We start from the raw sequence: 22431 nt of genomic DNA, 5'->3' as shown, positions 1-22431 counted from the left end.
GTGAGAGCGCTTCGGCAGTCCCTCGTGTCCCGGCGGGCCGCGGTGGCCGGCCTCGCCGCCGTCGTCCTGTCGACGGTGGCGGCCGGCTGCTCCGGCTCGGGTGAGGCCGGTTCGGCCACCGACGTCGCCCGCTCGTCGCCCTCGGCGGGCGCCAGCGGCGATGCGGCCCCGGCGCCCGGCGGCACCCTCAAGGTGCTCGTCGCCGGCGACGTCGCGACGTGGGACCCGCAGCTGATGTACGTCGGTCCCGAGGCGTTCTTCGCCCAGCGCGTCTTCGCCCGGGGCCTGACCGCCTACGGCACCGGCAAGCACCAGCGCGACGTCGTGCCCGACCTCGCCACCGACACCGGAACCGCCAAGGACGGCGCGAAGACGTGGACGTTCACGCTGCGCGAGGGCCTCACCTGGCAGGACGGCTCGCCGATCACCTGCGAGGACGTCCGGCACGGCATCGCCCGCACCTTCGACCGGCGCACGCACGTCGCCGGCACGAACTACGCCAGCTTCCTGCTCGCCATCCCGACCAAGGTCACGCTCGAGGGCCTGGAGAAGCCGGTCTACGAAGGGCCGGGCGACAAGAGCCACCAGAAGGACTTCGACCAGGCCGTCGGCTGCAACGGGCGCGCCATCACCTTCCACCTGCGCGACGCCGAGCCCGACTTCCCGCAGGTCGTGGCGCTGCCGGAGTTCGCCCCGCGCAAGGCCTCCAGCGACCGCAAGGACGACAAGACCTCCTACGACGTCATGTCGAGCGGCCCGTACAAGCTGGAGAAGCCGTGGAAGCCCGGCGAGGGCGGCACGTTCGTGCGCAACACGAAGTGGGACCCGCGCACCGACCCCGTGCGCCAGGCCTATCCCGACCGCATCGAGGTCACCGCCGGCCTCGGTGAGTCCACCGTCATCCAGCGCCTGCTCAACCAGAGCGACGACGACTCGAACGCGGTGTCGTGGGTCCAGGCGAGCCCGACCCTGCGCAACCAGGCCGGCACCGACCTGCAGGCCCGCCTCACCTTCCCGTACACGGGCAACGTCGACTACCTGGCGCTCAACATGCGCAGCAAGGTGATGTCGAATCCCGCTGTGCGCAAGGCGTTCTCGATCGCGACCAACCGCGCCACGTACGTCACCGCCAACGGTGGCGACGGTGCCGGCACACCGACGTGGTCGATCCTGTCGCCCGCGGTCGACCCCTCCACGGTCGAGGTGCCGAGCGGCGCCAAGGTCGACGGCGACCCCGAGCAGGCCCGCCGGGTGCTCCAGCAGGCGGGCGTCAGGACGCCGGTGCGGGTGCGCGTCGTCTACGCGCGCTCGGTCCTCGGCGACAAGGCGTACGCCGCCCTCGCCGCCGGCTGGGAGCGCGCCGGCTTCGACGTGCAGCTGACCGGGGTGCCGCCGGAGGAGTACTACGAGACGATCGAGCGCAAGACCTCCGGATCGTCCTTCGACGTGTTCCGAGGCGTCTGGACGCCCGACTGGCCGTCGGCGTCCGGCGTGCTGCCGGCCCTGTTCGACTCGCGCATCAACATCGACTCCACCGGCCCGGGCCAGGACGTCGGCTACTTCGACGACAACACCGTCAACGGGCTCATCGACAAGGCCGAGACCACGGCCGACCCCGCGGCGCGCGAGAAGGTCTGGATGCAGGCCGACACCGCGCTGCGCGACGCCGGTGGCTACGTCGCGCTCTCGGCGACCAAGGCGCTCTACCTGCACGGCGCGGGCGTGGTGCACTACGAGGACCACGCGGTCGGCGGCATCGTCGACCTCGCCACCGTCGCCGTCCGCTGACGGCCGTCCCCACTCGTCCCGAAGCGAGGAGGCCTCGTGGCCCGGCTCCTGTTCGTCCACGCCCACCCCGACGACGAGACGCTGACGTGCGGCGTCGCGATGGCCCACCACGTGGCGCGCGGCGACGACGTGCACGTGCTGACGTGCACGCTGGGGGAGGAGGGCGAGGTGATCCCCGCCGACCTCACCCACCTCGAGGGGCATCCCGACGACGCCCTCGGGCCGCACCGGCACGCCGAGCTCACCGAGGCGCTGCGCCGCATCGGCGCCACGATGCACGTCCTGGGCGCCGACCCGGGGTCCGGCCGGCTCTCGCGCTACCGCGACTCCGGCATGGCCGGCTCGCCCGCGGCGTCGCGGCCTGACGCGTTCGCCGGCGCCGACCTCGACGCGGTGGCCGGTCTCGTGGCCGACGTGCTGCGCTCCGTGCGTCCGGACGTCGTCGTCACCTACGACGAGCACGGCGGCTACGGCCACCCCGACCACGTGCGCACCCACGACGCCGTCCGGCGCGCGCTGACCCTCCTCGGGACCGAGGAGCTGCCGGGCCGCACGTTCGAGATCCTGACCCCGGAGTCATGGGCCCGTGCCGACCGCACCTGGCTGCGCGAGGCGGACCCGTCGACCCGGGGCCGTCCCGCCGGCCTGCCGCCGCTCGTCCTGCCCACCGACGCCGACCCGTTCCCGCCGTCGGTCGTGCCCGACGACCGCGTCACGCACGTCGTCGAGGACGCCGCCGCCCGACGCGTCAAGAACGACGCCCTGCGGGCGCACGCCACCCAGGTCATCGTCGCAAGCGAGGAGGTGCACGCGCTGTCCAACCTCCTTGCGGCCCGCACGTCGGTCCGTGAGGGTTTCCGACGGGTCGACCCCCTGACGTGGGAGACCGTCGGAGCCGCCGTGCCGGCCACCGAGGCGGGCCTGCTCGCCTGACGCTAGCGCCACGGCTGTGACGCGTGGGACTGCGTGCTCACTCGACAGGTGAGAGGCGAGCGCCCGAGGGGAGCGCCAGAGGGGAGCGCCAGAGGGGAGCGCCAGAGGGGAGCGCCCGCGTCCTTCCTGCATCGAGTGAGCAGTTCGTCCCACCCGTCACACCGCACGCGACACGGGGCGGCAACGAGTCGGTCACGTCGGTGGCACGCCGCGCCGCCTCGCACCATCGCGCGCCGCGCCGGGTTACCGTTCCTGCCACCTGACCCGCACTGCACCGCACCCGAGGCCGTGCCACCGCACGGCGCCGCGCACGGAGAACCATGGAGACCTGGCAGCCCCAGCCCCGCCGCGAGACCCGCGGCACCGCCCTGCGCCTCGTCGTCGCCGCGCTCGTCCTCGGCGGTGCCTACGCCGGCCTCGGCTACTGGTCCTCCGAGCACCTGCCCTCGAGCGTCACCGTGGGCGGCATCCAGGTCGGCGGCATGACGCCGGAACATGCGGTGGCCCGGGTGCAACGCGGGGCGGCCGAGGTGCTCGCGCGTCCCATCGCGCTGAGCGTGCCGGGGCGCGCGGACCCGCTGCAGGTCGTGCCCTCGAAGGCGGGCCTGCACGTCGACGTCGACCGCTCGCTCGAAGGCCTCACCGGCTTCACCCTCAGCCCCACGCGCATCTGGGAACGGCTCACCGGCACGGTGCAGCGGCCCCTGCTCACGAGCGCCGACGACGACCTCCTGCAGGCCTACGTGACGACGCTGGCGCGCACCGTGGAGCAGCAGCCGCACCAGGGCGGCGTCGCGTTCGGCGGTGGCCGGGTCACCGTCGACCCCTCCCGCCCCGGCGCCACCCTCGACGTCCCGGCCACCAAGCTCGCCCTGCGCCTCGCCTTTCCCGACACCGCCGTGGCCACCGCCGCGGTCCACGTCGTGCGGCCCGACGTCGCCGCCCCCGACATCCAGCGGTTCGCCGACACCGTCGGCCGGGCCGTCGTCTCCGCCCCGGTGACACTCGTCGCTGGGGCGAACCGGGCCGTCGTCGGCCCGGCGGCCTTCGCGCCCTTCGTCTCGGCCGAGCCGGACGGCAACGGCGCGTTGGAACTCGTCTTCGACCAGCCGGGCCTGGCCCGCCTCGTCGCCTCGCAGGTCAAGGTCCCGACGAAGGTCGCCGCCAACGCGCGCTGGACCCTCGCCACCGCCGAGACACCGCCGACGCTCGTGCCCTCGGTCGACGGTGCGGCCGTCGACGAGGACGCCGTCGCGAAGCGCTTCGCTGCGGCGATCAGCGGCTCGAACCGCGTCGTCGACGTCGGTGCCGTGGCCGCCGCGCCGGCCTTCACGACCGCGGACGCCCAGCAGGCCGGCGTCACGACGGCGGTGTCCCGGTTCGACGCCGCCTTCCCCAAGACCGACGCGGCCCTCACGGGACGCCTCGTCGCCGCCACGCAGCGCCTCAACGGCACGTACGTCCCGCCGGGGGGCAGCTTCAGTCTCCGCGCCGTCCTGGGCGAGGGGGTCATGACGTCGGGCGAGACGTGGGACCCGGAGAGCGCGGTCGTCGTCGACGGCCGTGTCCTGCAGGGGACGGGGGGCGGCATCTCACCGATCCCGACCGTGGTCTACAACCTCGCCTACTTCGCCGGCGTGCCGATCACCGAGGCGAGGGCGCACGCCTCGTTCCAGTCGCGCTACCCCGAGGGCCGCGACGCAGCCGTCTACTGGCCGTCGGTCGACACCGCGTGGACGAACGACTCCCCGTACGGGATGCTCCTGCAGGTCTGGGTGGCCGACGGCGTCGTCCACGGCCGCCTCTGGAGCACGAAGGTGTGGGACGTGCGCTCCGTGGCAGGCCCGCGCACCGACGTCGTCGAGCCCCGGACGGTCAGCCGCGGCGACCTCTCGTGCATCCCGCAGCAACCCGTCCAGGGCTTCGAGGTCACGGTGACGCGGCAGTGGTACCGCCCGGGCTCACGCGACCTCGTCCGCAGCGAGCCGGTCACGACGCGGTACGTGGCGCAGGACCGCGTCGTGTGCACCAACCCCTTCGTCACGCCTCCGTGACCGTGGGGGCGGGCTGACGCGCCGCGTGGCCCGCTGCGTCAGGCCTCGGGCTTGGCGAGGTAGGTGTACTCGTGGTGGGTCTCGAAGCCGAGCCCGTTCCAGAACGCGATGCCGTCGGCGTTGTCGCCGGAGACCTGCAGGTAGATCGCCGGCATGTTGTTCTCGCGGGCCACCATGGCGATCGCGGACACGATGGTCGAGGCGATGCCGCGACGGCGGTGGTCCGGGTGCACCCAGAGGCCGAAGATGCCGGCCCAGCCGGGCTGGATGGCCATCCTGGCGATGCCGACGATGCGCTTGCTCGCCTCGTCGCGGACCGACAGGAACAGCTGGCCCTCGCTGCCGGTGAGGACGGCCTCGGTGGTACCAGGCACGACGCGGCGCTGCTCGGCGTAGGCCATGAGCCACTCGGGCGACAGCTCGGCATCGGCGTTGACCGGCAGCGACTCGGTGGTCAACGGCGGCACCTGCGCCGACAGGGCGGTCAGCACGAGGACCCGCGACCAGTCGGGGCGGCCACCGCCGGCCTCGTAGCCGCGCTCGAGGAGCGCCCGGCCGAGGGGCTCCTCGGCCACGTCGAAGCCGGAGCGACCGTGCACCTGGAAGAGGGCCGGGGCCTCGTGCTCGGCGTACCAGGCCTCGGCGTAGTCGATCGCCTTGTCGAGGGGGAGGCTCGGATCGCCAACGACGAGAACGGAGTTCGCGCGGCCGGTGAAGCCGGACGCGGAGCGGAGCACCCAGTCGCCCAGGCCCTTGCGCTCGGTGGGCTGCCAACCGCGCGCCATGAGCTTCTCGAGCTCGTCGGCCGAGACGCGCTGGTGGGCCCGGCCCGGCTGGCTCGCCGGCGGCGGGACGTCCTTGGCGGCGATGACGTCGGCCCGGATCAGCTTGACCCGCTCGGTCGCCTGACCGCCCTGAGCGCCCTGACCGGCCCCGCTCACCCGGGCGTCGACGACGAGGAAGTCGTCGTTGCGGGCGATGAGCTCGCCGACGAAGTCGGTGGCACCGGCGTCGCTGCCCTCCTGGAGCCGGTAGCGCACGACGACGCGGCCGCCGACCGTCAGCCCGGCCGTGACCCGGTGTCCCGTGGTGTCGGTGATGCCCGGGGATGCTGCCGCGGAGGCGCTCTCGTGGTGGGCCAGGGGGCTCTCCTCGGGACCCGTCTCAGCAGCGGGGTCGTGCATGGGCTCGCCAGTCATGTCCGGCATACTAGGCGGTGCAGCAGCCCACCCCGAACGCTCCCAGGAGGTCCCCTCCCCATGACCTACGTCATCGCCCAGCCGTGCGTCGACCTCAAGGACCGCGCGTGCATCGAGGAGTGTCCGGTCGACTGCATCTACGAGGGCAAGCGTTCGCTGTACATCCACCCCGACGAGTGCGTCGACTGCGGCGCCTGCGAGCCGGTGTGCCCGGTCGAGGCCATCTACTACGAGGACGACGTTCCCGAGCAGTGGGCCGACTACTACAACGCCAACGTCGAGTTCTTCAACGACCTCGGCAGCCCGGGTGGTGCCGCCAAGCTCGGCGTCATCGACAAGGACCACCCGCTCGTGGAGGCCCTGCCGCCCCAGTCGCACGACGAGTGACGCGGCCGGCTGACGACTCGGTGTCCGCGACCCCCGCCTCCGGACCGGCGCCGCCCGACCTGCCCGCCTTCCCCTGGGACTCGCTCGCGCCCCACAAAGCGCGGGCGAGCGCGCATCCCGGGGGTCTCGTCGACCTCTCTGTCGGCACACCCGTCGACCCCACCCCCGAGGTGGTCCGGCGCGCGCTGGCCGAGGCCGCAGACGCGCCGGGCTACCCCCTGACCGTCGGCACCACCGACCTCCGCGCGGCGATCGTCGAGTGGTTCGCCCGCCGTCGCGGCGTGCCCGGGCTCGGCGCCGACGCCGTGCTGCCGACCATCGGCAGCAAGGAGCTCGTCGCTTGGCTGCCCCTCCTGCTCGGGGTCCGCCACGGCGACGTCGTCGGCATCCCGGAGGTGGCCTACCCGACCTACGACATCGGTGCCCGCCTCGCCGGGGCCACCCCGCGCGTCGTCGGTTCGCTCACCGGCCTCGGCCCGCTGACGCCGTCCACGACGCCGAAGATGCTGTGGCTCAACAGCCCCGGCAACCCGCACGGCCAGGTCCTCGGGGTCGGCCACCTGCGCAAGGTCGTCGACTGGGCGCGTCGCCACGGCGTCGTCGTCGCGAGCGACGAGTGCTACGCCGAGCTCGACTGGCGCGAGGGGCAGTACGGCACGGCGACGCCGAGCATCCTGCACCCCGACGTCTGCGACGGCGACCACACCGGACTGCTCGCGGTGTACTCGCTGTCCAAGCAGTCCAACCTCGCCGGGTACCGCGCCGCGCTCGTCGCCGGCGACCGGGCGCTCGTCGGGCGGATCCTCGAGGTCCGCAAGCACGCCGGCATGATCATGCCGGCACCGGTGCAGGCCGCGATGGCCGCGGCCCTGCGCGACGACGCCCACGTCGAGGCCCAGCGCGCCGTCTACGCCCGGCGTCGGGCCCTGCTGCTCGAGGCCGTCACGCGGGCCGGGCTGCGCGTCGACCACTCCGAGGCCGGCCTCTACCTGTGGGCCACCCGCGACGAGGACTGCTGGTCGACGGTGGCCGACCTCGCCGAGCGAGGGGTCCTCGTGGCCCCGGGGGCCTTCTACGGCAGCGCCGGTGCGCGGCACGTCCGCATCGCGCTGACCGCGAGCGATGAGCGCATCGCCGCCGCGGGCGAGCGGCTCTGAGCCGCGGGCTTCGCGCGGACCGGTTTTCTCTGGTCAGGTGACGCTGGGGTAACGTCGCTGCGGAATACGAAGACTCAGCGCCTCGTGCCCGGGGCAACCAGGAGGAACGAAGTGACGAAGGCAGTGGACGCGACGCTCAAGGTCGCCGACAAGGAGCTCACCTTCCCCGGTGTCGAGGCCGTCGAGGGCAATGACGGGCTCGGCGTGAGCTCGCTGCTCAAGGAGACCGGCCTGGTCACCTACGACGTCGGCTTCGTCAACACCGCGTCGTGCAAGAGCGACATCACCTACATCGACGGTGACGAGGGCATCCTGCGCTACCGCGGTTACCCGATCGAGCAGCTCGCGGCGCACTCGTCCTTCACCGAGGTGTCCTACCTGCTCATCTACGGCGAGCTGCCGACCCCCGAGCAGCTGACGCGCTTCGAGGACTCCATCCGCCGGCACACGATGCTGCACGAGGACCTCCGCGCCTTCTTCAACGGCTTCCCGCGTGACGCGCACCCGATGCCGGTGCTGTCCTCGGCCGTCTCGGCGCTCGGCACCTTCTACCAGGACAGCCTCGACCCGTTCGACCAGGAGCAGGTCGAGATCTCGACGGTCCGCCTGCTCGCCAAGCTGCCGACGATCGCGGCGATGGCCCACAAGAAGAGCGTCGGCCAGCCGTTCATGTACCCGGACAACTCGCTCTCGCTCGTCGAGAACTTCCTCCGGATGACCTTCGGCTACCCCGTCGAGCCGTACGAGGTCGACCCGACGATCGCCAAGGCCCTCGACCTGCTCTTCATCCTGCACGCCGACCACGAGCAGAACTGCTCCACCTCGACGGTCCGTCTCGTCGGTTCGGCGCACGCCAACCTCTTCAACTCCGTGTCCGCGGGCATCCACGCCCTGAGCGGTCCGCTCCACGGCGGTGCCAACTCGGCCGTGCTCGACATGCTCGACCAGCTGAACGCCTCGGGCGACGACCCGAAGAAGTTCATGGAGAAGGTGAAGAACAAGGAGGGCGGCGTCCGGCTCATGGGCTTCGGCCACCGGGTCTACAAGAACTACGACCCGCGCGCGGCCATCATCAAGAAGTCGGCCGACGAGATCCTGGCCAAGCTCGGCCACGACGACCCGCTGCTCGACCTCGCCAAGGGCCTCGAGGAGATCGCCCTGGCCGACGACTACTTCGTCGAGCGCAAGCTGTACCCGAACGTCGACTTCTACACGGGCCTCATCTACAAGGCGATGGGCTTCCCGACCAAGATGTTCACGGTCCTGTTCGCCATCGGCCGCCTCCCGGGCTGGATCGCCCAGTGGCGCGAGATGATGAACGACCCGGAGACCAAGATCGGCCGCCCGCGCCAGATCTACACCGGCTCGCCCGAGCGCGACTACCCGCAGCGCTGAGCCCGCCGGCCCCACCGCACCAGACGCCTTCGGCACCGAACGACTCGTTCGGTGCCGAAGGCGTCGGTGCACCGGCGTGTTCGCGCCTCGGCTACGAGGTCGGCACCGAACGGCTCGTTCGGTGCAGGCGGGGATGGGGCAGGGTGGGTCCATGGCGACGTACACGGTCAACGACGCGGCGGTGGCGGCGGTGCGCGAGCGCATCGACCGGCGGCAGTACGTGCTCGACAGCGACTGGGGACAGGTGCAGCCCGACGCCGAGACGCAGAACGCCTACCTCGAGCGGCACTCGTGGGAGGAGTACGCGTCGTGGCACCTCGGTCTGACCGAGGGCGCGAACGACGGCACCAAGGCCCGGTACGCCTTCGTCTGCGGCGACCTGCGCCGCGTGCACCGCAGCGGGCTCATCGCCTGCGTCTACCGGGCCGCCGAGTGGCGCCACAAGGAGGTCGAGCTCGCCGCGCACGACCTGCTCCAGCACCTCGACGCCGTCGCCGGCATCGACTGACGCGCCGGGCCGCCGGCGGTCAGGCGAGGGTGATGGTGACCGTGGTGCCGGCCGAACCCGGGGACCAGCCCTCGTCGCCCTTCGAGCGGTCCCAGACGCGGTCCCCGATGGCGACGCGGGTCGCGCCGTACTGCTCGGCGCGGGCGACGCCCCAGTGCGCGACGGCCCAGGCGAGGGTCGCGTTCGGTGCGGTGACGACGACCTTGCCCTGGGCCGTGCGTACCGAGGTGATGCCCATCTGCTCGGCGAGGTCGCTCGCGACCCGGTCCGGCCCGACGCTCGTCTTGGCCGCGTCGAGGCGGCAGGTGAGCCCGGCGGGGGAGTGCCCGGTCAGCGTCGAGGCCAGCACGCGGCCCTGGCCCTCGTGGTCGCGGTAGGCCTCGGGGAAGCCGCTGCGCTGGACCTTCTGGGCGATGGTCGTGATGTCGGCGGTCTGGTAGCCCTTGAACTTCACGAGCGCGTCGTAGAAGGCGTTCGTCGCGTGCACCATGTCGAGGATCTGCTTGTCGGTGCCCCAGCCCTGGCTCGGCCGCTGCTGGAAGAGGCCGAGGGAGTCGCGGTCGCCGTAGCGCAGGTTGCGGATCTTCGACTCCTGGAAGGCCGTCGTCAGCGCGATGGTCGCGGCCCGCGGGGGCAGCTCGCGCTTGACGGCGAGCGCGGCGACGAGCGCGGCGTTCGCCGTCTGCTCCGGGTCGAAGGTCTCGGTCATCCCGCCGGCCGTGATGGTGCACGTCGGGTTGACGACGCTCGTGTAGAGGAAGCGCGCCCCGAACCAGACGCCGGCGGCCACAAGCGCGACCACGACGAGCACGACCAGGCCCCGCCTACGGCGTCGGGCGGGGCTGGGCCGGGGTGCGCGGGACTCGGCGAGAGTCGAGCGCGTACGGGTCGGCATGAGGTCCTCGTCGTCGTCGGCGTCGCGCGCCGGGTCGTGCGCTGCTGCGGGCGGGTCAGTCGTTGGCGTGGAGTGCGGCGTTGAGCGCGATGCCCGTACCCGCGCGGTCGCGGGCCTCAACGGCGCCGGTCACGCTGTTGCGGATGAACAGGATGTTGCTCGACCCCGACAGCTCGCGGGCCTTGACGACCGAGCCGTCGGGGAGGGCCACCTTGGTCCCCGCCGTCACGTAGAGACCGGCCTCGACGACGCAGTCGTCGCCGAGGGCGATCCCGATGCCACCGTTGGCCCCGACGAGACAACGCTCGCCGATGCTGACGCGTTCCGTGCCGCCGCCGGAGAGCGTGCCCATGATCGAGGCGCCCGCCCCGATGTCGGAGCCGTCGCCGACGACGACGCCCTGCACGATGCGGCCCTCGACCATCGAGGTGCCGAGCGTGCCGGCGTTGAAGTTGCAGAAGCCCTCGTGCATGACCGTGGTGCCGGGGGACAGGTGGGCGCCGAGCCGGACCCGGTCGGCGTCGGCGATGCGCACGCCCTGGGGCACGACGAAGTCGGTCATGCGCGGGAACTTGTCGACCCCGTACACCGAGACGTGCTGTCCCGACGTGCGCAGCCGCATCCGGGTCTGCTCGAAGCCCTCGACGGCGCAGGCGCCCACACTCGTCCACACGACGTTCGGCAGCACGCCGAAGACGCCGTCGAGGTTGACGGTGTTGGGCGCGACGAGGCAGTGCGAGAGCAGGTGCAGGCGCAGGTAGGCGTCCGGGGCGTCGGCCGGGGCGGCGTCGAGGTCGATCTCGACGAGCCGCACCTCGGTGCGCACCCGGCGCACCGTGTCCTCACCGGCCAGCGAGGCGAGCCCCGCCGGCGTGCCGGCGTCGGCCGGCCGGGCGCCCAGCGCGGGCTCGGGGAACCACGTGTCGAGCACCTGCCCGCCGTCCGTGATCGTCGTCAGTCCGTGACCCCATGCGCTGCGCTCCGACATGCGCGAAAGGATAGGGCCGTGCCGCCGCTGGTCGAAACCCGACCGCCGGGCCGTCCGGCTGGCGGGCAGCCGCCCCGCTAGCCTTCCCGGTATGCCGCAGCCGACCCCGTCCACCGAGCCCGTGACCGCCGAGCGCGCGGAGCCGGCCGCCTCGGCGCCCGTCGCCCCCGCGCTCGACCTCACCAGCGACGTCACCTCGCTCGTCGCAGCGATCTGCGACATCGAGTCGGTGAGCCAGGACGAGCAGGCCCTCGCCGACGCCATCGAGGCCGCGCTGCGACCGCTGGCCCACCTCGAGGTCGTCCGCGACGGCAACACCGTCGTGGCCCGCACCGACCTCGGACGCGCCGAGCGCGTCGTCCTCGCCGGCCACATCGACACCGTGCCGCTCACGGCCGAGCCGAACCTGCCCACCCGGCGCGTCGAGGAGAACCTCTGGGGCCGCGGCACCGTCGACATGAAGGGCGGCGTGGGCGTCATGCTCCGCATCGCCGCCCAGCTGGCCGAGCCGAACCGCGACCTCACCTTCCTCTTCTACGAGTGCGAGGAGATCGACGCGAAGTACAACGGCCTGGCCCGGGTGGGTCAGAACCGGCCAGACCTGCTCGCCGGCGACTTCGCAGTGCTCCTCGAGCCGACGAACGGCGCCATCGAGGGTGGCTGCAAGGGGACGCTGCGCGCGGAGGTCACGACGACCGGCGTCGCGGCCCACTCGGCCCGGCCCTGGAAGGGGCACAACGCCATCCACGACGCCGCCACCGTGCTGGCGCGCCTCAAGGCGTACGAGGCCGAGACCATCACCGTCGACGGCCTCGACTACCACGAGGCCCTCCAGGCCGTGGGGATCGCCGGCGGCATCGCGGGCAACGTCATCCCGGACCGCTGCACCGTCACCGTCAACTACCGGTACGCCCCCGACAAGGACTCCGCCGAGGCCTTCACGCACGTGCAGCACGTCTTCGAGGGCTTCGAGGTGACCCTCGCCGACGCCGCCGACGGCGCGCGTCCCGGCCTGCAGCTGCCCGCGGCCAAGGCCTTCGTCGAGTCGCTCGGCGTGCCCGTCGACGCCAAGGAGGGCTGGACCGACGTCGCCCGGTTCTCGGCGCTCGGCATCCCCGCCGTCAACTACGGTCCCGGCGACCCGAACCTCGCCCACATGGACGACGAGCACTGCCCGGTCACCCAGTACGTCGACGCCGAGGCCGCGCTGCTGCGTTGGCTCGGCTGACGCGTCGGCGCACGGCACCGGCACGTAGGGTGACGCTGTGACTGACGACGAGCACGCCTCCGCCGACGAGCCGACGCCGACGCGTCGGCCCGCGCCGGCCTCGAGGCCGGGCGGGCGCGCCGAGACCCGGCGCCAGACCGGCCCGGTCACCCTGCGCCGGGAGCAGGTGCCTGCGACGACCACCGACCAGAGGCTGCTCCAGCAGCCGCAGCGCACCGACTGGCTGCACGCCGACCCCTGGCGCGTCATGCGGATCCAGTCCGAGTTCGTCGAGGGCTTCGGTTCGCTGGCCGAGCTCGGGCCGGCCGTCGCCGTCTTCGGGTCGGCCCGCACGGGTGTCGACGACCCCGCATACGCGATGGGTGTCGAGGTCGGCCGCCGGCTGGTCGAGGCCGGCTACGCCGTCATCACCGGCGGGGGCCCGGGTGCGATGGAGGCCGCCAACCGCGGCGCGTACGACGCCCGCGGCACGTCGGTGGGCCTCGGCATCGAGCTCCCCTTCGAGACCGGCCTCAACGAGTACGTCGACCTCGGCATCAACTTCCGGTACTTCTTCGCCCGCAAGGTCATGTTCCTCAAGTACTCGCGCGGGTTCATCGTCCTCCCGGGGGGCTACGGCACCCTCGACGAGCTCTTCGAGGCGCTCACCCTCGCCCAGACGCAGAAGGTCACCGAGTTCCCGGTCGTGCTCATGGGCGCGGCGTACTGGTCCGGGCTGCTCGAGTGGCTGCGCGGCACCGTCCTGGGGCAGGGCATGATCTCGCCCGCCGACCTCGACCGCCTCGTCGTCACCGACGACCCCGCCGAGGCCGTCCGCGCCATCCGTGCCTTCGAGGAGCCCGGCCCGACGCCGTCCGACGAGAGCCGGGCGGCCACCGACGCCGAGGGCGAGGGGGCCGCCTCGTGAAGTGGCTCATCCTGCTCGTCGGCGTCGTCGTCGTGTGCGCCGTCGTCGCGATGATCCTCGGCCTGGCCGGCGGTGGTCTCGGCCGGCCGACGGCGTCGCTGTCGCACGAGCCGCTGCCCGAGGACGCCATCGCAGACGACGACTTCGACGACCTCGTCTTCGACGTCGCGGCCCGCGGCTACCGGATGAGCCAGGTCGACGGCGTCATCGACCGGCTCCGGAGGGAGCTGCGCGAGAAGGACGAGCAGATCGCCGTCCTCCGAGGCGAGGAGGGCGAGCCGACGCAGCCGACCGAGCCGACCGAGCCGACCGAGCCGACCGAGCCGACCGAGCCGACCGAGCCGACCGAGCCGACCGAGCCGACGACGCCGCAGCACGAGTCCGCGCCGCAGCACGAGTCCGCCGAGGCGGAGCCGGAGGCCGACGCCGCGACGGCGAAGGACAGCCGCACCGCATGAGGGACCTCGCCCCGAGCCTGTCCCGCCGGGCCTTCGTCGGGTGGGTGCTGGGCCTCTACGCCCTGGCGCGGGTCGTCACGACGACGATCCTGCTGCTCGTCATGCGACACCAGGTGCCGAGCGGCATGACGGGCGGCGACGACGTGCCGGTCACCTACTTCCCGTTCACCGCGCTCTGGGACGGGCAGTGGTACCAGACCATCGCCCACGACGGGTACCCGTCGCAGCTACCGGTCGACGAGCTCGGCTCGGTGCGGCAGAACGCCTGGGCCTTCTACCCGCTCTTCCCCTACGCGTCGCGGGCCCTCATGGCCACGGGCCTCTCGTTCCCCGCGGCGGGCTCGACGATCGCGCTGCTGTGCGGGTTCGGAGCCGCGGTGCTCATGGGCCTGTTGCTCCGCGACCGCATCGGCGACCGGGCTGCCCTCGTCGTCGTCCTGCTCTGGGCGAGCTTTCCGGCGTCCGCCACCCTCCAGCTGGCCTACACCGAGGCGCCGGCGATGCTGCTGCTCGTCGGCTACCTCTACGCCCTGGCCCGTGAGCGCTGGCTCGTCGCCGCCGGGGTGGCCGTCCTGCTCGGCCTGACGCGTCCGGTCGCGGTGCCGCTCGGCGTCGTGACGCTCGTGGCACTGTGGCTGCGCTGGCGCGCCCGTGGTGAGCGGCCGGTGACCCGAGGCGAGTACGTCGCCGGGCTCACCTCCCTGCTGGCGTGCGGCGTCGCCGGCTTCCTCTGGCCGGCGATCGCGTGGTGGGGCACCGGCGAGCGCGATGCCTACACCCGCACGATGGGGTCGTGGCGGGGCTCGGGCACCGTCGAGCCGTTCACGCCGTGGCCAGGCATGGCGCGCTACGTCTTCGGCGACACCTGGGGACCGGTCCTGCTGTGGGTCGTGCCGATCGCCGTCGTCGTGCTCGTCGCCGGCCCGTGGGCGAAGGCTCTCGGCGCCGAGCTGCGCACCTGGTCGCTGGCCTACCCGGCCTACCTCGCGGCGGTGCTCGACCCGTTCACGAGCATCTTCCGCTACCTCGTGCCGCTCTTCCCGCTGCTCGCGGTCGTCGTCGGCGCCGGGTGGCAGGACCGACGCGGCACGACGTGGACCCGGCTGCTGCTGCGCGCCGGGCCGCTGCTCGTCCTCTTCGTCGTCGGCCAGTGGTTCTGGGTCGACATCCTGTGGCGTTACGTGCCGTCGCCGAACGGCGACTACCCGCCGTGACCGCGGCGCCGGCCACGGCGAGGCGCGCCCGCGCCCCGGGGCGTCAGCGTCCGGTGTAGACCGGCTTCTCCTTGGCCAGGAACGCGTCGACGGCCGCCCGGTGGTCGGCGCTGTGACCCGTGTAGGCCATCAGCTCGGCCTCGTTGGCCAGGGCGTCGGCCAGTGGGGCGGTGGCACTGAAGGCCACGGCCCGACGGATCGAGCCGTAGGCCAGCGTCGGGCCGGCGGCGAGCGTCGTCGCGAGCTCGCGGACGGTGGCCTCGAGCTCGGCAGCCGGCACGACGCGGTTGACCAGGCCGAGTTCCAGCGCCTCCTGCGGCGCGACGGTGCGCGGGAACATCAGCAGGTCCTTGGCTCGGGCCGTGCCGACCAGCCGCGGCAGCGACCACGAGGCGCCCGAGTCGCACGAGAGTGCGATGCCGGCGAAGGAGGTGTTGAGCCCGGCGGTGTCGGCGGCGACCCGCACGTCGCAGGCGAGCGCGAAGCTGAGACCGGCACCGGCGGCGACGCCGTTGAGCGCGGCGACGACCGGCTTGTTCATCGTCGCGAGCGCGGTGACGATCCGGTTGTAGTGGCGGGTCACCGTCGTGGCGAGGGTGGCGCTCGCGTCGGCGAGGCTGCGCACGTGCTCCTTGAGGTCCTGCCCGACGCAGAAGGCCCGGCCGGTGCCGGTGAGCACGACGCACCGCACCGCCTCGTCGGCGGCGAGCGTCTCGAGGGCCTCGACGAGCGCGTCCTTGAGTGCCTCGTCGAGTGCGTTCATGGCGTCGGGGCGAGACAGGCGCACCCACGCGACGCCGCCGCCCACCTCGACGACGAGCGGGCCGGGGGCGTCGGTACCGGGCACGCCCGCGCCGTCCGAGGTGGCGTCCGCGGTGGCGTCGGGGGTCAGGTCGTCACGGGGTGCGGTCATGGGCGTCACTCTGTCCCATCGGGCCCGCCGACGGTAGGTCGGGGCCCCCACGTGCGGTTCGTCACGTCCCGGATTAGGTCTCGGAATCGAGACACGGAATAATGGGACCAAAGCGCGAGGATTCCTAGGGAAGGGGAACCATGGCAGCAATGAAGCCGAGGACCGGAGACGGACCGCTGGAGGTCGTCAAGGAGGGTCGCGGCATCGTGCTGCGAATGCCCCTCGAGGGCGGCGGCCGGCTCGTCGTCGAGATGACCCCCGACGAGGCTGCGGCTCTGCGCGACGCCATCCAGGGTTGCGACGGCGTCAGCTGACGCCGTCCGGCGAGGGATCCTCGCTCCAGGCTCCGACGGCCCCCGACCTGTAGGTCGGGGGCCGTCGTGCGTCCCGGCCGGGGAGCGCGGTCCGGCCGGGGTCAGGGGACGGCGACGCTGAAGCGGTCGGCCACGGCCGCGGCGACGTCGACGAACGCCTCCCGCGTCGCCGGCGCCAGGTTGGAGAGCAGGGTGCGCCCGCCGGTCTCGAGGGCCGGGTCCCACGGGATGTGGGAGACGTGCGCGCAGCGACGGGAGAAGTGCTCGGTGATCGCCATGACGGCCGGCTCGCCGGGGTGGGTCACGGCGTTGACGACGACGACCGCCGAGGACACGAGGTCGCCGAAACCGTGCGCCTCGAGCCAGTCGAGGGTCTGGGCGCCGGCGCGGGCCCCGTCGAGCGCCGGCCGCAGCACGAGGACGAGCTGGTCGGCCTCGGCGATGAGCCCCTGGTTGGCGCTGTCGAGGATGCCGGTGCCGGTGTCGAGCAGGACGAGGTTGTAGTAGACGTCGAGGAGGGACACGACGCGCCGGTAGGCCGGGCGGTCGAGGGCCTGGCTGATGCTCGCGTCGTCGTCGGAGGCCAGCACCTCGAGGCGCGACTCGTCGCACTGCGAGGTGTAGCGGCGCATCGCCCCGAAGGTGTCGATGGCCTCGGCGTCGGACAGCAGGTCGGTGATGGTGCGTGGACAGTCGCCGGCGATGCGGCGCGCGAGGTTGCCGGCGTCGGGGTTGGCGTCGACCGCCACGACCCGGTCGCCCCGGCCCTGGGCGAAGGTCGCCCCCAGCCCGACGGTGACGGTCGTCTTGCCGACGCCGCCCTTGCGGCTCATGACGACGATGCGCCGGGTGCCCTCGATGGGGGCGCGGACGCGGGACTCGAGCGCGTCGTGGCGTCGTTCGGCCGCTCCCGGTCCGGGGGCGAGGCGACCGCCGGTCAGCGTCGCGACCCGTCGTCGCCACCCGGTGCGCGCCGTGGCGCGCTCGCGGCCGAGAATGCCCTCGTCGGTGAACGCCTCGGCGGTGAGCGGGGCGGAGGGCGTGGCCGGCCCTGGGTCGGCGGCATCCCTCGCGCGAAGCTGCCCCGGACGCGTCGGGCGTGAGAAGAGGCCCGGCCGAGAGGGACGCTCGGCGCTCGCGGCGCCGGCCGCCCGGGCGGCCTGGGCGAGGTCGCGAGCCGTCGGGCCGGAGGCCGTGGGGCGCTCCGGCGCGCCGGGCTGCCGGGGCTGCCCGGGGGGCTCGGGCTGCCCGGGGGAGTACGGAGGCCGTGAACCGGCACCGCCGGCGGGTGGGGTGGAGGGTTGCTCGATCGTGCTCATGCGCGCCCGTCTCCTGTGGCGAGCCGGGCGCGGGGCCCGGCAGCAGAACGAACCGTGAGGAGGCCAAGGCTAGCCCTCGCGACCCGCCCGGAAGCGGGTCGACGCCGACATCGATGACACGTGTGGGCGGTCTGTCCCGGTACATCCCGGTACGTCCTGCGCCGCGGCGTTCGAGGATGGGGCCCGGGGCGTGACGGCGGGGGCGGAGAGCCGCCCGGGACGGATGTGGCGGGTGGCGGCCGGGTCGGCGCGTCAGCCCTTGACGGCGACGAGCAGGCCGTCGCTGACCGGCAGGAGCGCCACGGTGAAGCGGTCGTGGTCGCGCATCGTGCGCCCGACCTCGCGCAGCGTGCGGGTCTCGGGGTCTCGCCGGGCGGGGTCGGACTCGTCGTCGGACCACGTGAGCACGAGGGTGCCGCCGGGGCGCAGCAGCCGCGCGGCCTGCTCGACGTAGTCGGGGTACTCCTCCTTGTCGGCGTCGACGACGACGAGGTCGTAGGCGGCGTCGGTCATGCGCGGCAGGACGTCGAGGGCCCGGCCGGCGATGACACGGGTGCGCTGGTGGGCCACTCCGGCGGCCGAGAAGGCGTCACGGGCGGCGCGCTGGTGCTCGGTGTCGAGGTCGATCGTCGTGAGGACGCCGTCGGCGGGCATACCGCCGAGCAGCCAGAGGCCGGACGTGCCGGCGCCGGTGCCGACCTCCATGACGGCCTTGGCACCGGTGGCGGCCGCGAGAACCTGGAGGGTCGCCCCGACGCCGTTGCCGACCGGGCGGGCGCCGAGCTCCTCGCCGCGCAGGCGGGCCTGCTCGACGTGCTCGCTCGGGGCGACGAACTCCTCGGCGTGCGACCACGCGGCGACCTTCTGCGAACTCATGGCCGCAACCCTACTGCGGCGAGGGCACGGGATTCCGGACGCCGCCGGGCCCCGTCGTGCCTATGGTGCGGACATGGACGAGACCGATCTGCCGACGACGCCGCCGGAGCTCGACCGACCCACCGGCGAGCACTGCCGCCCGCCCGGCGTCGACGACGCCACCGTCGCGGCGCTCGGCAAGCTCTCGGAGGCCTTCGAGGTCGTCGAGGACGCCCGCGGCCACCTCTACCGGTTCCACCGGCTCACCGGCACCGCCGACCTCGCCCTCGGCGAGGCCGTCGACATGCTCCGTGAGGCCGGCCACACCGACCTCGCCGAGCGCATCGACCGCGAGCTCGTCGGCCGCAACGTGCTCGAGGGGCGCTGGACCTTCCAGGTCATCGAGGAGTACGACGACGACTACTACGCGACGTTCCGGCGGTTCGACCGGGAGGCGCGCGAGGCCCTCGTCGGCGGCCGGCGACACCTCTTCGAGGCGGAGATGAAGAACCGGGAACGGACGCCGGGGCTGCGCCACCACGAGGCGATCCCGGACGACGCGAGCGAGCAGGGCGCCCGGGGGCCGGCGGGCGAGCGAGCTCGGGCGGCCGGGTGGAGCGGCACCGGGGGGAGCGACTCCGGGGAGTGCGACGACGGTGGCCGCTAGGCCGACCACTCGGCGACTCACAGCGTGCGCACAGGTTCCGGCTGGTAGCCGGACAGTGCGATCGGGCACTGTGAGGGGGAACGAATCAGCGACGCGGCGCGTTCACGTCGTTGAACCGATCCTCTGAAAGGCCTCAGGCTCTCTCGTGACCAGCAGCGTGCCGTCCACCCAGCCCACCTCCACGGTGGCGCCGGCCGAGTCGACGTGGACCCCTCCCACGTGGGAGGAGATCGTCGAGCAGCACTCGGCGCGCGTCTACCGCCTGGCCTACCGCCTCACGGGCAACCCGCACGACGCCGAGGACCTCACCCACGACGTCTTCGTCCGGGTCTTCCGCTCGCTCCACTCCTACCAGCCCGGCACGTTCGAGGGCTGGCTGCACCGCATCACGACCAACGTCTTCCTCGACAAGATGCGCCGCAAGCAGCGGATCCGCTTCGATGCGCTGCCCGAGGATGCCGCCGGCCGGCTGCCCAGCTACGAGAAGGGCCCCGAGCAGACCTACCACGACGCCCGCTTCGACGACGATGTGCAGCGCGCGCTCGACGCCCTGGCGCCGGAGTTCCGCGCCGCCGTCGTCCTGTGCGACATCGAGGGACTGTCCTACGAGGAGATCAGCGCGACGCTCGGGGTCAAGCTCGGCACCGTCCGCTCGCGGATCCACCGGGGTCGCGCCCAGCTGCGCGAGGCCTTGGCCCACCGCGCCCCCGACGCCGTCGCCGCCCCGGCCGCGGCCAAGCCCGCCAAGCCGGCTCGTGCCGGCCTGCGCCTCCCCGGTCGCCGTGTCGCGGCCGGCACCCGCTGAGCACCACCTACTGAGCACCACCCACTGACCGCCCCGACCCCGAACCGCCTGGAGGTGAACCCGTGACGCCGCACCTGCGAGGTTACGTGCGCGCCTACGTGGACCGGGCCCTGCCGCCGGCGATGTTGCACCTGTACGACAAGCACCTCGTGTGCTGCCTGTCGTGCCGCGACGCGGTCGACCGGGAGCGACGGATCGTGGCGTCCCTGCGCTCGGACACCGGCGTGCCGACGTCCCTGCGCTCGGCGCTGCTCGGCCTCGCGGCCACGCCCCCGGCCTCCGAGCCCGAGCGTGACCACGGCCCGCGCATCCCGATCGCGCCGGCGGGGGTGCGGGGCGCCCTGCCGACCTACGACCCCGTCCCGACCGTGCACCCGGGAGCCCCGGCGCTGCACCGATCGCCGATGCGGGCCGCCGTCGTGGCCTCGATCGCGGCGGGCGCGTCGGTCGCCGCGGCCTGGGGCCTGGCCGTCTCGCCCGTCCCGGGCGGCACGCGCCTGCCCACCTCCCGCGTCCCCGTCGCGAGCTTCGGCGCCGGACCCGGCTCGGCCGGCGGCGGCCCGAACGTCCTGACGGTGAGCCGGTCGACGTCGTCCTCGGGCTCCGGCTCCACGGCCGGGCCCGACGCGTCGCTCACGAGCCGCCTCGGTGCGGTCACCGTGCCGTACTGGGTCATGACCCACCGCGTCGTCAACCGGGCGCCGCAGCTGGGTCAGGTGCGCTTCTCCGGCGCGGGTTCGGCAGAATCGACCCCATGAGCGACGAGCCGCGCAGGCCCGACCCCGAACACCCCGGTGTTCCCGAGCCCGGTGGCGCGTCCGACGCCGACCGCACCACGGTGCGAGGCGGCGAGCGGACGGAGCGCACCGGCATCATCGACCTCGGCGACACCCAGCAGATCCCCGACGCCTCGGGCCCGCAGGGTGCGCCGGCTCAGGGTGATCCGGCTTCCGGTACTGCGGGTGCCGGCGGCGAGGAGTCGGGCTCCGACGCCTGGTTCGACGTCTTCGGCGGCGACCCCGCCGACGGGCCGGGCGTTCCCGCCCGGGCCGACGCCACCTGGGGCAGCGACCGTGCCGACGCCGCGGCCGAGGCGGCCCATCGCGCGTCGTACGCGCCGCCGGTCGCGTCTGCCGACGAGCCGGCCGCCGCCCCCGGCACCGCGAGCGCGTCGCCTGCCGCGGCGTCGGGCGACGCCGAGGCCACCACGAGCTCGACCCCGAGCGGCTACTGGGCCGCACCCACCGGCTCGCCCGTCACGGTGCCCATGGCGCCCGCCGGCGGGGAGGCCTCGGACGCCGCGCCCGGTCCCGTCACCACGACCACGAGGCGCCGCCGCCGTGGCGTCCTCGTCGCGGCCGTCGCGGGACTGTGCCTCCTCTCGGCGGTCGTGGGAGGCGTCGCCGGGCAGCTGCTCGGCGACCGCGTCTCCCTCACGAGCGGCTCGACCCTGCCCGCGCCCGGCGTCGGGGTCACGTCCCGGCCCGCCGGCAGCATCGCCAACATCGCCGCGACCGCGGTGCCGAGCGTCGTGACGATCAAGGTCGACGGCGGTAGCGAGGGCTCGGCCACCGGGTCCGGGTTCGTCATCGACCGCAAGGGCCACATCCTGACGAACAACCACGTGGTGTCCGCCGCGAGCGGTCAGATCGACGTCATCCTCAGCAACGGCGACACCGAGAAGGCCACCGTCGTCGGCAAGGACGCCTCCTACGACCTCGCCGTCATCCAGATCGACCGCACCGACCTCACGCCGCTCACGCTCGGCGCGTCCGACAAGGTCGTCGTCGGCGACCAGGTCATCGCCGTGGGCGCCCCGCTCGGGCTCGACCAGACGGTGACCACCGGCATCGTCAGCGCGCTCAACCGCCCGGTGACCCCGGGCGAAGGCACCGAGTCGTCGTACATCAACGCCATCCAGACCGACGCGGCGATCAACCCGGGCAACTCCGGCGGTCCGCTGCTCGACATGAACGGCCAGGTCATCGGCATCAACTCGGCGATCGCCCGCGTGCCCGGCACGAGCGGCTCGACCGGTGGCAGCATCGGCCTCGGCTTCGCCATCCCGAGCGACCAGGCCCGGCGCACCGCCGACCAGCTCATCGCGACGGGCAAGGCGACCCACCCGATCATCGGCGTCGCGCTGAGCCGTACCTTCGCGGGCGAGGGCGCCGAGGTCGATGACACCCCCCGCGCCGTGACCTCGGGAGGTCCCGCGGACAAGGCCGGCATCAAGCCGGGCGACGTCATCATCGCCTTCGAGGGCAAGCGCATCCGCACGCCCGACCAGCTCATCGTCGGGATCCGTGCTCGCGCGGTCGGTGACACGGTCACGCTCAGGGTGCTGCGCGACGGCAAGCAGACCGACCTGCGGATGACGCTCGAGGCCGAGCCGGACAAGTGAGCCGGCTCCCGGCGCGCTTCCGTATGATGTCGCGCGCCGGCCT

Annotated in this window: 21 protein-coding genes and 1 pseudogene; 16 read left to right on the top strand and 6 right to left on the bottom strand. The window is 73.4% G+C overall.

Annotated features, from left to right (window positions below):
• From AC3A5R_RS03870 to AC3A5R_RS03860, 3 genes are all read left to right on the top strand, one after another.
• Positions 1-1788: an ABC transporter substrate-binding protein gene (locus AC3A5R_RS03870; protein WP_487619442.1), complete on the top strand. Its 1788-nt coding sequence runs from the start codon at positions 1-3 to the stop codon at positions 1786-1788.
• A 36-nt stretch (positions 1789-1824) separates the two neighbouring features.
• Positions 1825-2721: an N-acetyl-1-D-myo-inositol-2-amino-2-deoxy-alpha-D-glucopyranoside deacetylase gene (mshB, locus tag AC3A5R_RS03865; protein ID WP_487619441.1), complete on the top strand. Its 897-nt coding sequence runs from the start codon at positions 1825-1827 to the stop codon at positions 2719-2721.
• Between the two features lie 320 nt (positions 2722-3041).
• On the top strand, positions 3042-4775 hold the full coding sequence (locus AC3A5R_RS03860) for a VanW family protein (protein ID WP_487619440.1): 1734 nt from the start codon (positions 3042-3044) through the stop codon (positions 4773-4775).
• 38 nt (positions 4776-4813) lie between these two features.
• On the opposite strand, the gene AC3A5R_RS03855 is transcribed toward AC3A5R_RS03860, so the two are convergent.
• Complete coding sequence (locus AC3A5R_RS03855) at positions 4814-5974, bottom strand: GNAT family N-acetyltransferase (RefSeq protein ID WP_487619439.1); 1161 nt, start codon at positions 5972-5974, stop codon at positions 4814-4816.
• A 60-nt stretch (positions 5975-6034) separates the two neighbouring features.
• Here AC3A5R_RS03855 and fdxA point away from each other — a divergent pair, with 60 nt between their 5' ends.
• From fdxA to AC3A5R_RS03835, 4 genes are all read left to right on the top strand, one after another.
• Positions 6035-6361: a ferredoxin gene (gene fdxA / locus AC3A5R_RS03850; protein WP_487619438.1), complete on the top strand. Its 327-nt coding sequence runs from the start codon at positions 6035-6037 to the stop codon at positions 6359-6361.
• A gap of 20 nt (positions 6362-6381) precedes the next feature.
• Complete coding sequence (gene dapC, locus AC3A5R_RS03845; protein ID WP_487619437.1) at positions 6382-7518, top strand: succinyldiaminopimelate transaminase; 1137 nt, start codon at positions 6382-6384, stop codon at positions 7516-7518.
• A gap of 111 nt (positions 7519-7629) precedes the next feature.
• Positions 7630-8913 carry a citrate synthase gene (locus AC3A5R_RS03840; RefSeq protein WP_487619436.1) on the top strand — a complete coding sequence of 428 codons (1284 nt, stop codon included), beginning with the start codon at positions 7630-7632 and terminating at the stop codon, positions 8911-8913.
• A gap of 151 nt (positions 8914-9064) precedes the next feature.
• On the top strand, positions 9065-9421 hold the full coding sequence (locus AC3A5R_RS03835; RefSeq protein WP_487619435.1) for a hypothetical protein: 357 nt from the start codon (positions 9065-9067) through the stop codon (positions 9419-9421).
• A 19-nt stretch (positions 9422-9440) separates the two neighbouring features.
• Here the strand turns inward: AC3A5R_RS03835 and AC3A5R_RS03830 are convergent, their stop codons facing one another.
• Together AC3A5R_RS03830 and dapD are read right to left on the bottom strand one after the other, a co-directional pair.
• Positions 9441-10316, bottom strand: coding sequence for a hypothetical protein (locus AC3A5R_RS03830; protein WP_487619434.1), 876 nt, complete (start codon positions 10314-10316; stop codon positions 9441-9443).
• A 55-nt stretch (positions 10317-10371) separates the two neighbouring features.
• The gene (gene dapD, locus AC3A5R_RS03825; RefSeq protein ID WP_487619433.1) at positions 10372-11304 is read right to left on the bottom strand and encodes a 2,3,4,5-tetrahydropyridine-2,6-dicarboxylate N-succinyltransferase; all 933 of its coding nucleotides are present in this window, start codon (positions 11302-11304) and stop codon (positions 10372-10374) included.
• Positions 11305-11395: 91 nt separating this feature from the next.
• On the opposite strand from dapD, the gene dapE reads away from it, so the two are divergent.
• The 4 genes from dapE to AC3A5R_RS03805 are packed head-to-tail and all read left to right on the top strand — an operon-like array spanning position 11396 to position 15111.
• Positions 11396-12532 carry a succinyl-diaminopimelate desuccinylase gene (gene dapE, locus AC3A5R_RS03820; protein WP_487619432.1) on the top strand — a complete coding sequence of 379 codons (1137 nt, stop codon included), beginning with the start codon at positions 11396-11398 and terminating at the stop codon, positions 12530-12532.
• Positions 12533-12569: 37 nt separating this feature from the next.
• Complete coding sequence (locus AC3A5R_RS03815; RefSeq protein ID WP_487619431.1) at positions 12570-13439, top strand: LOG family protein; 870 nt, start codon at positions 12570-12572, stop codon at positions 13437-13439.
• A complete protein-coding gene (locus AC3A5R_RS03810) occupies positions 13436-13897 on the top strand; it encodes a cell division protein DivIVA (RefSeq protein WP_487619430.1) in 462 nt (153 codons plus the stop codon). Before AC3A5R_RS03815 ends, AC3A5R_RS03810 begins: the two co-directional genes overlap by 4 nt.
• Positions 13894-15111 (top strand): hypothetical protein, encoded by a 1218-nt coding sequence (locus AC3A5R_RS03805; RefSeq protein ID WP_487619429.1) that lies wholly within the window; start codon positions 13894-13896, stop codon positions 15109-15111. Before AC3A5R_RS03810 ends, AC3A5R_RS03805 begins: the two co-directional genes overlap by 4 nt.
• Positions 15112-15154: 43 nt before the next feature.
• Here the strand turns inward: AC3A5R_RS03805 and AC3A5R_RS03800 are convergent, their stop codons facing one another.
• Entirely contained in the window at positions 15155-16024 is an 870-nt protein-coding gene (locus AC3A5R_RS03800; RefSeq protein WP_487619428.1) for an enoyl-CoA hydratase/isomerase family protein, read from the bottom strand.
• 140 nt (positions 16025-16164) lie between these two features.
• Between AC3A5R_RS03800 and AC3A5R_RS03795 the strand changes: the two genes are divergently transcribed.
• Positions 16165-16338, top strand: coding sequence for a DUF3117 domain-containing protein (locus AC3A5R_RS03795; protein WP_076262632.1), 174 nt, complete (start codon positions 16165-16167; stop codon positions 16336-16338).
• Between the two features lie 101 nt (positions 16339-16439).
• Here AC3A5R_RS03795 and AC3A5R_RS03790 read toward each other — a convergent pair whose 3' ends face one another.
• Both AC3A5R_RS03790 and AC3A5R_RS03785 read right to left on the bottom strand, forming a co-directional pair.
• Positions 16440-17657, bottom strand: a complete 1218-nt coding sequence (locus AC3A5R_RS03790) for a MinD/ParA family ATP-binding protein (RefSeq protein ID WP_487619427.1) — start codon at positions 17655-17657, stop codon at positions 16440-16442.
• Positions 17658-17909: 252 nt separating this feature from the next.
• Positions 17910-18533, bottom strand: coding sequence for an O-methyltransferase (locus tag AC3A5R_RS03785; protein ID WP_487619426.1), 624 nt, complete (start codon positions 18531-18533; stop codon positions 17910-17912).
• Between the two features lie 73 nt (positions 18534-18606).
• Here AC3A5R_RS03785 and AC3A5R_RS03780 point away from each other — a divergent pair.
• The 4 genes and pseudogenes from AC3A5R_RS03780 to AC3A5R_RS03765 form a co-directional block, all read left to right on the top strand.
• A pseudogene (locus AC3A5R_RS03780) lies at positions 18607-19065 on the top strand (hypothetical protein); the annotation flags it as partial.
• Positions 19066-19324: 259 nt separating this feature from the next.
• Positions 19325-19984: an RNA polymerase sigma factor SigE gene (gene sigE / locus AC3A5R_RS03775; protein WP_487619425.1), complete on the top strand. Its 660-nt coding sequence runs from the start codon at positions 19325-19327 to the stop codon at positions 19982-19984.
• 62 nt (positions 19985-20046) lie between these two features.
• Positions 20047-20742: a hypothetical protein gene (locus tag AC3A5R_RS03770; protein WP_487619424.1), complete on the top strand. Its 696-nt coding sequence runs from the start codon at positions 20047-20049 to the stop codon at positions 20740-20742.
• Positions 20739-22388, top strand: a complete 1650-nt coding sequence (locus AC3A5R_RS03765) for a S1C family serine protease (RefSeq protein ID WP_487619423.1) — start codon at positions 20739-20741, stop codon at positions 22386-22388. Before AC3A5R_RS03770 ends, AC3A5R_RS03765 begins: the two co-directional genes overlap by 4 nt.
• Positions 22389-22431 lie beyond the last annotated feature (43 nt).

The organism is Intrasporangium sp. Soil_C_50 (assembly GCF_057656595.1).
This window is presented reverse-complemented; position numbering and strand designations above follow the sequence as displayed.